6 protein-coding genes are annotated in these 14,325 nt (G+C 65.7%); all 6 read right to left on the bottom strand.

Going from position 1 to position 14,325, the window contains the following annotated elements:
- Positions 1-173: 173 nt before the first annotated feature.
- Entirely contained in the window at positions 174-584 is a 411-nt protein-coding gene (locus tag HTV45_RS09140; RefSeq protein ID WP_215205154.1) for a type II toxin-antitoxin system VapC family toxin, read from the bottom strand.
- Positions 581-850 carry a hypothetical protein gene (locus HTV45_RS09135; RefSeq protein ID WP_308309342.1) on the bottom strand — a complete coding sequence of 90 codons (270 nt, stop codon included), beginning with the start codon at positions 848-850 and terminating at the stop codon, positions 581-583. Before HTV45_RS09135 ends, HTV45_RS09140 begins: the two co-directional genes overlap by 4 nt.
- Before the next feature lie 1,099 nt (positions 851-1,949).
- A complete protein-coding gene (locus HTV45_RS09130) occupies positions 1,950-2,507 on the bottom strand; it encodes a hypothetical protein (protein ID WP_215205153.1) in 558 nt (185 codons plus the stop codon).
- 9 nt (positions 2,508-2,516) lie between these two features.
- Positions 2,517-9,017 carry an RHS repeat-associated core domain-containing protein gene (locus HTV45_RS09125; RefSeq protein WP_251691801.1) on the bottom strand — a complete coding sequence of 2,167 codons (6,501 nt, stop codon included), beginning with the start codon at positions 9,015-9,017 and terminating at the stop codon, positions 2,517-2,519.
- 126 nt (positions 9,018-9,143) lie between these two features.
- Positions 9,144-13,391, bottom strand: coding sequence for a LamG-like jellyroll fold domain-containing protein (locus HTV45_RS09120; RefSeq protein WP_251691800.1), 4,248 nt, complete (start codon positions 13,389-13,391; stop codon positions 9,144-9,146).
- A 313-nt stretch (positions 13,392-13,704) separates the two neighbouring features.
- Positions 13,705-14,139 (bottom strand): ATP-binding protein, encoded by a 435-nt coding sequence (locus tag HTV45_RS09115; RefSeq protein ID WP_215205152.1) that lies wholly within the window; start codon positions 14,137-14,139, stop codon positions 13,705-13,707.
- Positions 14,140-14,325: the final 186 nt, after the last annotated feature.

Here is a 14,325-nt window from a genome sequence, read left to right as displayed (position 1 = left end):
GGCAAGGGCCAGGTAACGAACAATCCCGTCACTCAGCCAGACGGAAGGCCGATTTATTCGCACTTCTCCTCCAGCTTGCCCTCGAAACGTAGCTGGCGGGAGCCAGCCCCATCAGCGGACTTCCGCGGCCTCATAAACTGCCGTTGAACTGCAAAAATACAAGTGTTTTGCCGTCACGGCAGCAATGTGAGAGCCCGGACGTGTTTGGCACGAACGACGCTGAAGTGTCGGCGATCCAGGGTCGCGATCCGCTCCACCCCGAAGCGTTCGGCCACGGCGATCACCGAGGCATCAACGCCGCCGAGAGGGAAGTCCGCGTACTGCAGGACGAGCTCACCCATCCGCTCCAGGTCGGCAGGGGTGAGGTGGACCAGCTCGAAGGTTCCCTTGGCGACCTCGGAGAGGAAGGCGGCTTCCAGCTTGGGCCAGCGTTCCAGCAGCCAGCACACCTCGGTCAGCACAGGGCTGGGGAGCAAGCGGCGGCCGGTCATCGAGACCAGTAGCGACGCACTCTCCGCGTGGCGGCGGTCGCCGGCGTTCAGGGCAGCGGCGAGAGGGCCGGTGTCGAGGACGATCGCGCTCACGCCTGGTCGCCGAACCGCTCACGCATCCGTTCGCGGATATGGTCGTCGTGACGCTCGGCCAGGTCCTCCGGCCCGTTGACCGCCCCAATCAGCGCCAGCAGGCCCGCAGGGACAGCCTGCCCCTCAGCAGGGCGCGGTGGGAGCCCTTCGGCGGCCTGGGCAAGCTCCTCGTCCTGCGTGACGAGCAGGCGTAGGCGACGTACCTGGTGCGGCGTGAGCCGGTCCACCAAGTGGTGCATGTCCTCATAGTCGAATGCTGCGGTCACCTGGCCAGTCTAGACGCGGGAGCACCCGTCGCGCCGCTGCCTCCCAGAGCTTCACCCTGCCCCGGCCCACTGGCAGAGCGCCGACCGACCCGGACGGCCCCGGCTCAAACTCCCGGATGGCTGGTCTGCTCCACCACGTGTCGGCCGCATCGGGCCCTCCGGCCGCTCAGCTGTTCAAGGGTGCTGTCTCTACGCGGCCAGGGGGCGAGGTCGGACACGCGGGCAGACGTCGGCAGCTGTCCTCACTCGGCGGGTGTGCCCAGCCGATCCGGCTCGAAGGCCACCGCACCGAGATCGACGCCTTCACCGGCGAGGTCGGCACTGGAAACACGTTGTCCGGGAAGACGAGCTGGCGCCGTACGAACTCGCCTTGCGCACCGGCCTCCGCAAAGGCGAACTCGCCGGCCTTCACTGGGAAGACCTCGCCCTCCCCACCGCAGCGGAAGGCGCGAGTGCTATCGGCAAGGGCGAGCTCCCACCAGCAGAACGTCGGCGGGGAGCTCACAGCAGTACCCCTTTCAACACTTCCTCCGGTTCCACGTCCACAGAGCGAGAGAGCACCCACGAGGTGCGAGCGCACACGCCGACAGCGATCTCTGCTGCGTTCGATGACACGAGTCTGGTCGCGTATGCACGGCCTCTCGTAGGACCGCGAAGAAGATGTCCGGGCGGTCGACAGACGCTGCCGCTGCGTCAGTTGCCTCCCGGAACCTCGGTGGGTATGCCTGGCATACCGACGCACAACCTCGCGATCTGGGACGAGCTCAACACACCCTGGAAGGCCCACACAGCGGACACTGTGCCGGGCCAGTACTGTCCCCATGTGCGCGGCCCCGTCATGGCCCGGCTGAGCTGCATCGGCTGTGCCGACTTGACCGAGCCAGCGCTACCGCGTTCCGCTTGAATTCTTTGAGCAGTCCTTCCGCTTCGCCACCTTGAATACCTTCCCCTGGATACGAAAAACCCAGCGTACAGGTGTCGGAATTTTGGGGGTCGCTACATCGCCCGAGCCGCCCTCATCGTCCCGCAAATCGAACACGGCCGCACCGCCTGAACGAAGATCATCAAACGTCGCGAGGCGTTGCCGAAAAGGACTCAATCACTCCACTGGGGAATCAAGAATAGACCCATTTCGAAGGTCCACGCGCACTCCTGGACTGTCCATTTGGAATATCATCACACTTTCGTCCGCCCAGTGCACATCAGTGACAACATCTAGACTCACATGCCAATCAATCTCGCCACTGCCACACACAGCAAACAGTCCGATTTCAGCAAGAACGATCAGCCTATCCAGGTGAGAGATGTACCTGAAGCTGTCGAATTTCGAACCGAGATCGATCTCCCGATCGATGGTCATACTGGACGAAATGCGATAAAGGTTCGAGTTGCAGCCGATCCAACGCGCCCGACCCCATTCGTTACCTAGGATCGTAGGGGATTCGAATTCTGAATCCATTTGAATCCCTACAGTCGACCTTTTGACACCTTTTCCGGATTCATCAGCCAAGGAGAATACGTACACGAACCCCGATCCAGATCCATACTCGTTCGCAATGTCCAAGTCGGCAGACAATGCGGCGCGCGCTTCTCCTGGACTGGACCAGACTGAGCATTCCATTGCATCTTTAGCGAACGCAATCGTGAACATCGACACGGCCACCACTTACCTTCTGTATCTCGAATTTGATCCGTACAACTGCCCAGTGATCAATTTATTGCCGTCCCAGATGGTTTCCGTTTTGAGCATTCCGTCGGGCCCCTGCAAGAGGCCCTCTCTCACGGTGCGCCCATTCTCCTGAACCCGCACCACAGAGCTGGAATCGCTGAACACATCGTCAAGATGCTGCGAGAATAGTGTACGCCCCCCGACGTTATCTCTGATCCCAATCCGATTCAGCTGACTGGCCATGTCACCGCTTCGCTGAATGTTGTGAGCATTCCCGGTAGCGTTCCCGAAAAAGTACTCCAGCTTGGTGCCAATTTCAGGGCCGGCGAGTCCCTCGAGTGTGCCACTGATCGATTTCCCAGATGCGGCTGCTCTGGTGGCGGCTGCTCTTGCCGTTAGGCGCCCCCAGCCTGCGCCAACGAGGTAGAGAACATCCGTGACGACGGCTTCTATGCAGTCACCCTTTCCGCTGAAGCAGTTAATGTTCGCTTGGACGCCGAACGGATCGTTGCCGGTCGGCTCAAGCAGGCCTGCATCGTGAGCGACACCGCAGAAGTTTGCATAGTTGGAACCGTCACTTCCGGTAACCTGGCACAGCCCGACAGTCCACTTGTGCAGTGCTTCGTCGTAGGTATCACCGGGGAACATAATACCCCTGGCCACCATCTCCTTTTCGGTAGGAATGAGAACCCCCTCGACAAGGAGGTGGCCGCTGTTGTCTGTAGTAACGGGATCGGTTCCGCCATCGCAGTTGCTGGTGCAGGGGTGCTGCGTTTCTGAATAATCTGCGGCTTCGTTGGGGCGTCCGTTGCCTTCGGTTCCGTCGTTGCGTTTCGGACAGCCTGTGCCGTCACCATTGCCACCACATGCCAGGCCAAGCCCGGTCGGGTCGGTGAAGGCCAGTGGGTTCTGGGCTGCGTAGGTGTAGCCGTTGAGGGTTTGTGGTTTGTCGAGTTCCAGGAGGGGGTCGACGCTGATGAAGCGGCCGGTTGACGGGTCGTATTCGCGGGCGCCGAGGTGGGTCAGGCCGGTGGTCTTGGTGTCGTCGGTGCCGCCGACGAAGCCCTTCGTGCCTGGCCAGTCCGTCGGTGCTGTGCCGCGGACGCCGCCGAAGGGGAGGGTGCGGCGATGGGTGAGCTGCTGGGTGGCGGTGTCGATGGCGAGCTGGGCGGTGCCGTGGTGGTCGGCCAGGGTGATGGAGACGCTGCCGTCGTCCTGCTGGACGGCTTGGTGGCCCCCGCCGAGGTCGAAGTAGCGCGTGGCTTTCGGGGTGGTGGATCCCTTGGCCAGGGTGATTTCGGTGGCGCCCAGATAGAGCGTCGTCTCGGTCGGTGTCCGGGCGATGAGGCGGTTGCCCTCGGTGTCGTAGAGGTATTCGGTGACCTTGTCGCTGCTTCCCTCCACCGGCTCGGTGACCTTGGCAAGGTGTCCTTCGGCGTCCCAGGTGAGCTTCTGGGTATCGCCGGCAAGCGTGCGAGTCGCGGTGTTGCCGGCTTCGTCGTAGGTGTAGGTGTCCTTCGACTCTCCCGTCGGACCCGCTGTGGTGACCGAGGTCAATGTGTGTGGCTGAGCATTGGACGCGCCGGGGTAGGTGTAGGTGCGGTTCGTGTCCGCGGCCGTGTTGCCGGTGACATCGTGGATGACTTCGGTCTGGCGGTTGCCCGCTTTGTCATACGTGTACGAATGCCAGTAGGGAGCAGGACCGCCCAAAGAAGTGCCCCTGGGGGCGGTGGAGCAGGTCGGAACGGCCTCGGTCCAGGCTTCGGTCAGGCGACGCAGTCCGTCGTAAGTGAAGCACTGGGTGTCGGTACCGGACCGGGACACGTCCGATACGGACAGGACGTTGCCGGCTTCGTCGTAGCGGTAGGTGTTGTGCTGGTCGACGCCGTCTATGCCCTGACGGTCGACGCGCGAGGTGGCCAGGCGCTGTGTGCCCCACTCGTAGGTGTTGTTGGCTTCGACATTCGTACTGCTCCCGTGGGACAGTTCGTAGGTTTTGGGCTTGCCTGTGGGGCTGTAGCTGACGGTGGATCCGATGCTCTGACTGTTGCTCGTACCGACGAGGCGCAGGGTCTCGTCCTCGTATGTGTACGAGGACGTGGCAGCGGGCAGGCTGCCGGCTTTGGGGTAGCCGGTGGCTTGCACCTTCCCCGAGACGTTGTAGGTCGTGCCACTCAGATAGGTGCCTTGCAGAGCCCCTTCGGCAGCGGGGATCGTGATGGAGGTGCGTTGCGGGCGGTAGAGGCGGTCGTAGGCGACGACCTTGCTGGTGTAGGCGTTTCCGTCGTCGTACCGGGTGGACTCGGCGAGGTGGCCCTTGGCGCCGCTGATGGTGTCGTAGACCCACTCGGCGCGAAGGGGCCCGGTGGTTGAGGCCTCGCGGAGTTCCGTCTGCCGGCCGAGACCGTCGTAGGAGTACCACAGGGATGGCGCGTCGGCGTCGGGGCGGGAGTCGTCGGTGTGGATGAGCTGGCCACGGTCGTCGTACTCGCTGACGGTCGTGCCTTTGTCCGGGTCGACGGACTTGGTCTGCCTACCGAGCAGGTCGTAGGTGTAGGTCCATGCATTGCCGGCCGGATCCATGATCTGGTCCCGCTCGCCGCGCGGTGTGTACCGGTAGCGGGTCGTGTCGTAGGCCGCGCCGGCGCTGCGGGCGTGGTGCTGGCGCAGTTCGGTGGTCTGGCCGCGGGCGTCGGTGAGGACGGTGGTGGCCGTGCCACCGACGGGCGGGATGGTGGTGACGCGGTCGCCGCCGTACAGGGTCTTGGTGACTCCGAGGACGGTACCGCCGTCACCGTTGCCGGCGATCTGCCTGGCCTCCACGGGCCTGCCAAGTCCGTCGTAGGCGGTGCGGTTCTGTGTCTCGACGCTCAGGGCTTCGCGCGGAAGCAACAACACGGTGGAGGGCGCGTCGACGATGTAGTAGGTGGCGAACTCACGGGTGACGAGGCCACGTTCGTCATAGAAGGTGTCCGTGAGCAGGGCTCCGCCGTCCGGGCCAGGGTCCTGGGTCTGTCGTGGCCGCAGAAAGCCGTCGTAAAGGACGTACGACGTGCTCTGCACGCTCCTGTTCCCGAGCGTCTTGGTGCCGACGGCGACGGGCTTGTCCTCGGCGATCGTGTACGTGAACTCGTAGGTAGGAGTCTGATCGGTTCGACGGTCGGTCAGCCAGACCTTCGATGAGCGGCCCAGCGCGTCGTAAGCGAAATTGGTGACCTTGCCGTTGGTGTCGGTCTGGGTCAGCGGCAGTCCCCGGAGGGCCTCGTGGGTGGTGGTCGAGGTCTGCGCCGTGGACGTGTCGCCCGGCGTTGCGGGGGGTGTGGTGGTTTTGACGGTGGTGGGGAAGCCGGTGGTGGGCGTGCGTACCGTGGTGGTGGTGCGGCCGTCGTCGCGCGGGGTGCGGGTGAGGGTCCCCTCCGTCGTCACTGTGAGGTTCGCGGTGAGGTCGGTGGTGGTGAGAGTGCGGCCGTATCCGTCATGGGTGGCGCCTGATTCGAGATAGACGGCGGTGGTGCCGTCGTACTTCTTCAGCACCGCGGTGGCTGTGGCGTCGCCCTTGCTGGGTTCCGCGCCGTAGGAGCCGCCGTCGTAGGCGGAGCGTACGTCGGAGATCACGTCTCCCGGGCGGCTGGGGGTGGTGCCGCATCCTGTGGAGACCGTCTCGACCCGGGACGGCAGCCCGAGGATGTTCTTACTGGTGTTGGCGGTGTAGGTGGTGCGGGTGCAGGTGTTGTCGTTCGCGTCGCTGTTGTCGCCGTGGTCATCCACCTGTACGACACGACCGGCCACGGTGTCGTAGGTGGTGGCGGAGGAGGTCGTGCGCCACTCGGCACCTGCGCCGTCGTCGAGTGAGGTCCAGGCGCGGCTGTGCGCGGTGCCGGTGAAGTTGGCGGTCACCGTGCCCCAGGAGCGCTCCTTCTTCGCCGTCTGGTGGTGCCACGGCCGGTTGACCGTCTTGCCCAGCACCTTGCCGCCAGGACCGGAGTACGTGACGGTCTTGTAGGCGAAGCCCGCTGCCGACTCGTGGTCGGTGATCGGGTCCCCTTCGCCGGCGTCGAGAGAGACGCTGACGTCCTTGGTGCCGCCCGAGGCGTTCTTGCGGTCGCCGTCCATGCCGCGCAGGAAGTAGCTGTCCTGCTGGGACTTCATGGCCGGGGCGCCACCCTGACCGCCGGTCTGAACCCGCACATGCCCATAACCGCGCCACTGGGACCAGGTCTTGAACTTCTCCTTCGTCAAACCGTCGTCATCGTCGTAGTGCCAGGCGGCGCCGCCCAGGTAGCTGTAGTTAGTGACCTGGTCGGGAGCTCCGCCGGTGCGGTCGGTGGCGGTCACTGAGGTGACGACGTACTTGTTGAACCACTGCAGTTCGGGATCGTCGCTGGCGCTGCCGCCGATGTACTGAGGGAAACACCGGGTGGTGTTGGTCTCAGGGGTCGGTAGCGCGCTGAAGGAGCAGGTAGGTGCGGAGTAGTTGACGTCGATCTGACCGCCTGTTTCGTCCGCGACCGTGGACAGGCGGTCCTTGACGAAGGGGGGATAGCCGTCGCCGGTCTCGTCCAGGCGGTTTTCGAGCTGCGTGTAGGCAAAGGTCGTCTTCGGCAGCGTGATGGCCGGGGTGGCGGTGGGACCGGTGTGGCCGGTGCGCTGAAGGGAGTCGAGCAGCAGCTGGTAGTCGGTGTCGGCCATACCCCAGCGGTGGGTCAGCTTCCAGGAGTCGACGTCCTGGTAAGTGCTGCCACTCAGGACCTGGGTGGTGACCTGGGTCAGGCGTTTGGTGGTGAAGAAGGCCGGCGACAGGCGTCCCTGGTCACAGTCCTCGCCAGCGTCGCAGTCCAGGTCCCAGGGGGTGTCGTACCAGTAGGCCGAGTCGGCGTCGATGTCGGAGCAGGTGGTGTTCGAGTCCTTCAGGCAGCGTTCGCCGTTGGTGAAGGTAACCTTGGCCAGCGGCTTGGTCCCGTAGAGCGAGGACGACTTCAGGCCGTATTCGATGCGGTCGAGGGTGCCGCCGCGTACGTAAGGGGTGCCGTCCTCGGCCTCCAGGTTCCGGCCGTAGTAGTTGCCCTCCTTGTCGTAGAAGTAGGTGACGGCGTTGCTGTGGGTGTCCACGACGTAGTCGAGGTTCCAGCGCCAGCCCTGCTGGCACCAGGAGTCCGCGAACGTCCCGGCGTGGCAAGGCTCGCCCGCGTCGTCGCCGTAGACCGGCACGGTCCAGGTGGAGTCGGTGGTCTCCTTGCCGTCCGACCAGCCGGGAAGCCGGTGGTAGCCGAAGTAGTACTGGGTGCCGTCCGGGGTGGTGACTCTCCAGTACTCGCCGTCGTGGGTGCCGTTCGCCCTGCCGGACCCGCGGAGCCGATCGATCTTCGTTCCGTCGTCACGCTTCAGCTTCCACTTGTCCGTGCCGTCGGGCACCAGCTCGCCGGCCCTGCCGTTCAGCGACAGGTAGGCGTTGTCATAGGCCCAGCACAGGTCGCCCGGTTTGTTGATGCCGTCGTCCGCCGTCTGCCCGTCATCGGCGCAGGGCTTGTAGCGGCGTTCGATGAATCCGGGCCACAGGTCGAACCCGTCGCCCGCCCAGGATGCCTGGTTGTTGGTGTTGCCGGTCCGTCCGTCGATGGAGCCGGAGGAGTAGGACAACCCGACGTTCGGGGTCAGGCCACCGGGCACGTCAGGCACCGGCATGTTGTGGGACCAACCGAAGTCACCGGTGTTGAGGTCGGTGTTCCAGGTCGCTGACGCCGAGAGCGAGGTGGCCTTGTAGTCGCCCTTCGCGCTCTCCGTCGCGGCCACGGCGGCCAGAACGGTGGGAGCGGTCGTACGCAGGGGCACGCTGGACGCGGTGAGAGTCTGCTTCTCGAGATTGTTGACCGTCTCGACGGGCTTTACCGCACGGCAGGCCTGCCTGTCGGGTGTGGTGAGCACGCAAGCAGGGAGCTCCACCAGGGTCAACCGGGAGGCGTAGCCGCCGCCGTATGCTCCGGCAAAAGAGGAGTAGTCCACTGTGCTACGGATCCGCCCTGCGTGGGCCGGGGTGTCCTTGCCGCGCAAGGTGAAGAGGACACCGTCGATCCCGGCCCGTTCGGACGCCTTGCGGCTGAGAACGCGCGTTTCGACACTGCCGCGAGCGCTCTTTGTACCGGCTGCTGTTGCCCCGGCATCCAGGGTCAGCGGTGTTCCCGGGACACGGACGCCCTGCGTGCTACGTGTCTTCGCAGAGGGCTCGGGCAGATCCGCCGACACCACCGTCGCCTTCGGCCAAGCGTCCTCGGGTGCTTTGGCGGGGGTGCGAGGGCCCTTGGTCAGGGTGCGCGGTTTGGTCTTGCCCGTGGTCACGGGGATGGGCTCTTCGAACGTTGCGGGGACGGCCGGCACGTCGTCGCCGACAGCGGCGGCGGGCTGCGTCACTGCTTGGAGGAGGGTCCCGACCATGAGGGCGGCCGAGGCCAGTGCTACACGTCGCCGCAGTGCCCGAAGCGGTTTGGCGAATCTGCCGTTCATCCTGTCTCAGTTCCTTCGTCTCGCTTCGGGCCGTCCTGCCCGGCGGCACAGGGAATGGGCTGTGGGTTGGTCTGGCGACCAGAGAGGCCGTGTCGGGGCCAAGGCCAGACCACGGCACTGTTTCTGTCAGAGGTCTCCAACGGGAACCTCGGTGGGCATGCCGGGCATGCCCAAGGCCAGCTGCTGGATTTGGTCTCCCGTGAGCACACCTTGGAAGGCCCACACGTCGGACACGGCACCCGGCCAGTAGTCACCCCAGGTGTTGGTCCCGTTCTTGGCGCGGCCGAGCTGCATCGGCTGTACCGACTTGAACGAGAGCACGTCGTCCGCCCAGGAAAACCGGTCCTCACAGGCGGTGTTGTCGGATTCACCATCACCGTCGTCGTCGGCACAGGCGACTTCCTCAAGCTCGCCATTGACGTACAGCGAGAGGTGCTTGGCGAAGCCGTCGTAGACGACAGCCAGGTGTGTCCACTCGGTGGGGCTGAAAAACCGTCCGTTGTCGACATGGTCAACCGTGGCTTCTGTGGAGTCGGCCGTTGCCATAGCGATCCGCCAGCGGCCGGGGTCGACATCCGGGGTCGCACTGGGTTCGTATCGGACGGTGAAGGCGCTCTGGGCCGTACCAGGCACGCTGAGCAGTGCAGCCCTGCTGCTGGGGAGGGCAGCTGCCTGGGCCCACGCGGAGACCGTGAAGCTTGCGCTGGTGTCGACCGGAACAGCCGACGTCACGCCATAGCCGTCGATGCCGTCGAGGTCGACGCCGCCATCGACCCATCCGGAGCCGAGGGTCGCACCGCCGTTCAGTGTCATGTCGTTGCCCGACGCGGACGCATCCGGGGTGGTCAACGGGGTGCCGGACGCTGTTTCGAAGGTCCACCGGCTCTTGAGGAGGGGCCGCTGCTTGAACATCTGCTGCACCTCTTCGGCGGAGACCGGCCGGTCCTGTACCCGTACGTCGTCGACGGTGCCGGGGAAGAAGTACTGCGTGGCTCCGCTGAAACTTCCGGCTCCGATGTACATCGACCTGTCGGCGTAGAAGGGGCTGTTCTGGGTGACGGAGCCGGCCTTCGTGCCGTTCACGTACAGGGTGAGGGTGTTGTCGTCGGTGTCGTGCACGCCGACCAGGTGTGCCCACTCCCCGGCATGGGCCTTCGCGCCGGTGGGCTGCATGACACGGGCGATGCCCGCGTCCGCCGAGTCCGCGGTGTACTGGGCGAAGGCCCACTGCTGGGCGGCGGCGGAGTAGTACAGCTCCATCCCGGGCCGTTCCTTGCCGGCCTGCAGTGCCACCACGCCGCTCTGGGACGACAGGGAGTCCAGCTTGGCCCAGGCCGAGACGGTGAAGCTGCGGAAGGTGTTCACGTGCGGGGCGCTGGTCTCACCGATTTTCCCGTAGCCGGTGGTGCCGTCGAAGTGGGCGGCCTTCCCGGCGACTCCCGGCACACCGGTGGTGACCGTCCCGTGGTAGGTCGCCGGGATCACTTCGCCGTGTCCGACGATCTCTGTCGCGTCGGCTGCCTCGTCCAGGGGGAACACCGCGATCGCGGGCGGGCCCGGGTCGCCGACGGTCTGCTTCGCATGCAGCTGGGTGACTTCACTGTTCTCCAGTTGCCGGCTGAAGATCTGCACGTCGTCGATGGCGCCGGAGAAATAGTTGCCGGGCGTCCCGCTGTAGGAACCGGCCCCGATCCGCAGACCGCGGCGGGCGTTCCAGGGGGTCGACCATGCCTTCTCGCCGACCAGTTGGCCATCGACATACAGGCGCAGCCGGTCCAGGGTCGCGTCGTAGGAGCCGGCGACGTGCGTCCACTTGCCCACCGTGACCGGGGCGGGCGTGGCGGCCTTCGCCATGACCGATGTGGCACCGGCGGCGTCCGACGAGTGCTGGTTGAACACCCAGCCGTGGACCGGGGAGTAGTAGAGCTCGGAGCCTGCCATGATGTTGCCCGGCTGGGTCGCCACCACCATCGAGTGGGTGGGCTGCTCGTCGAAGTTGACCCATGCGGAGACGGTGAAGCCCTGGTTGGTGTTGACCGGTGAGAGGTCGGTGTCGGCGTAGCCGTCCGTACCGTTGAACCGCACCGCCGTGCCTACGGCGCCTTCGACTCCGGCGGTGGTGCCGCCGAGGAGTTTCAGGGTGCGCGGGGGTGTGGATCCCTCCGCCTGACTCGCCCCGGCGCCCTCGTCCATCTGCCATGTCGCGCGGTCGGGCTGGCCTGCCTTGACCCGGTACTGGTAGGTGCGGATCTCGCTGCCGTTGCCGGCGGAGTCGAAGGCCTGCGCCGTGAAGAAGTTCACGCCGGGCTCGGCCGGCAGCACCTTCGCGATCCGTGCGGCGCCACCCGAGGTGGTGATCTTGTTCCTGGAGGTCGGGTCACCGTTGATGCCGTACCAGTACGTCGTCACGTCCGAGTTGACCCCGTCGACGGTGAACGACCCGTACTGTCCCACTCCGTCGTACCAAGGATCCTCGGGGTTGGACGGATCCGACTCCGGGTACTCGCCCGAGTTCACCGTCGGTGCCTGCGGCACGCTGGTGTCGTAGACGAAATAGCACGCCGACGCAGCCCCCGCATGCGACCACGGCGAGTACTGCGCACCGTCGAAGACCCGGGCGTACCACCTGACGGTCTTGTTCTTCGGGATCGACGACGGCAGGGAAATCGCGAACGACGACCCCGACGCCTTGCCCGCCGCGCGGGTAGGACTCCACGATCCCCCGTCCCACTGCGCCTGGAACTGCACGCCGACGTTGTCACCGTCGGGATCCGTGACGTTGTTCGCCCGGATCGTGCCGAGAGTGCGGACACGGGCGAGGGAGGACGGGGTCTTGCACGTACCGCCGTACTGCATCGTCAGCTGCGACATCTTCAGCTGGGACGGCGGACGGTTGTACTTCACCCGCAGATAGGCGTCGTCCGAGAACCGCTTCCAGCCGTAGCCGTCGCTCTCACTCGACGCCCGCAGACCGAAGGTCATCGTCGACCACTTGCCGTTCGCGGCCTGCTGTACCGCCGACCTCACGTCGAACTCGGCGTCCTTGGCGGCGCACCCGTCGTACCCGTACGCGAAGCTCTCGGTCTTGAGGTGGTCTATCCAGAAGCCCGAGGCGTTCTGGGAGTCCCATGTGGTGGACGAACTGATGTTCTTGGTACGCCACAGTTGCACGCCCCTGTCGGAGCATGACGCCGACCAGGTGTTGCGTACGACGAACTCGGCCGACAGGATGCTGCGCCCCGCGAACTTGGAGACCGGAACGCGGTAGAAGAGGCGCTTGGTGTCATGGGGCGCGCAGTAGTTCCAGTTGCAGTAGCCCAGGCCCGAGTCGGAGTCACCGTTGAACTTCCACTGGGGCGAGTTGGCCCAGTACTTGGAGACCATGGTCCATGCGGTGGCCTTGGGTGTGTACCACTGCGGGTCGATGAAGACCGGGTACGTGGTGTCCTCGCCCTTCAGGACATCCGCGTCCGGCGTCAGGACCAGCTCGTCCTGCCCGTTCGCCACCTCGACCCCGACGGGAGCGAGCTTGCCCGACTCCCCCGCGCCCGGCTGATCGCCCGACGCCGCTGCCGCGCCGGCCGACGCGCTCCTGCCCTCCGCCTTCTCACCTGCTGCCGCCTTGCTCGGTTCCGCGCCCGCCGGGCTCTCCCCCGGGCTCGAATCCCACATCATCGGCCGCGGGGCCTCGAAGACCGGCGACTCGGCTCCCTTGTCGAGCGCCTGCAGTCCGCCCTCTTCGGTCTCCTCCACCGACAGGCCGCGTGCATCCAGTTCCAACCGCAACTGGGCGAGTTCCGGGCTCGCGGCCGCCTCTGCCGACTTGACCACCAGCAACTGGGTGAAGCCGTCCTGCTGCGCCGTCATCCGCAGATCGACATCCGGCAGCACCGACGGGTAGGTGGCGACCGGTCCCGCGACCTCGGGCTTCGGCAGCGGCGTCGGCCAGGTCAGGCTCAGCTCACGCCCGGCGCGCTCCATCCGCACCAGCGGGCCCTGTCCTCCGCCGGAGAACTCCAGATCGATCGTCGATGCCTCGGGGGCGATGGTGCCCTCGTTCGTGGCCGTCAGGTCGGTGTCGATCCGCTCCCAGCCACCGCCGATGCGCGTCCAGACAGGACGCAGGTACTCGCGCGCCTGCAAGCGGCCGTCCGGGGTCGCGAAGACCTCGCTCGCCTCCCCGCGCAGCGACACGATCTCCACGGCCTCGCCGGTCTTCTTGGCCTTGGCCAGCGCTTCGGCCTCCGTGAGGCCACCGGCGTCATGGCCGGCGGTCCTCGCCGCGCTTCTCGGCGGAACCGGCGAATCCGGCACACCGGCCACGGCCTCACCGGTCAGCGCCGGAGCCGACCCGACGGCCAACGCTGCGCCCATCAGGACGCCAATGGCCCTGGTACTGCCTCGACTTCGGCCCCACATCCCCGCCACACCCCACCCACAGAGCCCACACAGTTGCCTTCCGTACCCCACCTCGTTACCGAACGTCAGGTCAACGGGTAGCAAACGGACAATGGCGGCGCGGATTCATGTAGCGCACGTGATGATCGTTACGTTTGGGAATGGGTACGTAAGGCTTGATCACGCTATGGCTGGGTGTGTGGCGTGACACTTCCCAAGACGGCAGGGCGCCACCTCACGGGAGACGCTGGGGCGAAGCCCGGTCGACGCAATCCGCCCCTTCGCCCGATCACTCCGCGCGGCTCCCCGATGTCACGTCCGGGCCCAGTTCGCACCAGATGTACTTGCCCCGGCTACCGTCCCTGACCAGCGGTTGCCAGCCCCATACGTCGGCGCACGTTCTGATCAGCGCCAGCCCTCGACCGTCCTCCCGGTCGACGGTCAGGTCCAGCGGCTGCGGTGGCTCAGGCGGAGAGGGGTCCGCGTCCCACGCGCCCAGCCTCAGCACGCCGGCCTCCGACCAGCGCACCCGCAGGGCGGCAGGGCCCTTGGTGTGACGTACGGCGTTCGACACCAGTTCCGTTGCGAGGAGTTCGGCCACGTCGACCAGGCGGATCAGGCCGTGCATGGTCAGGATCAGGCGGAGGGTGCGGCGGCAGATGGTGACGGCGCGGGTGTCGTTCGGGATGGAGAGGGAGTACTCCCACGGGTCGTTTTCGGGCATGCGAATTCCTGTCCGATCGAGGGGCTGGAGGAGGGGCCGGTGTCATTGCCGCATCCGTCACGGCAGGACAGAGCGGTGCACTTCCAGACCATGCATCGCGCAACGTAGGCGATGCGTGACTGAAAGTAGGGCATAGATTTATTACTCAGCAAGCCGTTCGCGTAATCTGCCCCCGAACGGGTCGCC

The sequence above is a fragment of the Streptomyces sp. CHD11 genome (genome assembly GCF_018638295.1).
In the GTDB taxonomy this organism is placed as follows: Bacteria; Actinomycetota; Actinomycetes; order Streptomycetales; family Streptomycetaceae; genus Streptomyces.
Note: the sequence above shows the minus strand (reverse complement) of the source record. Positions and strands in the feature narration are given on the sequence as shown.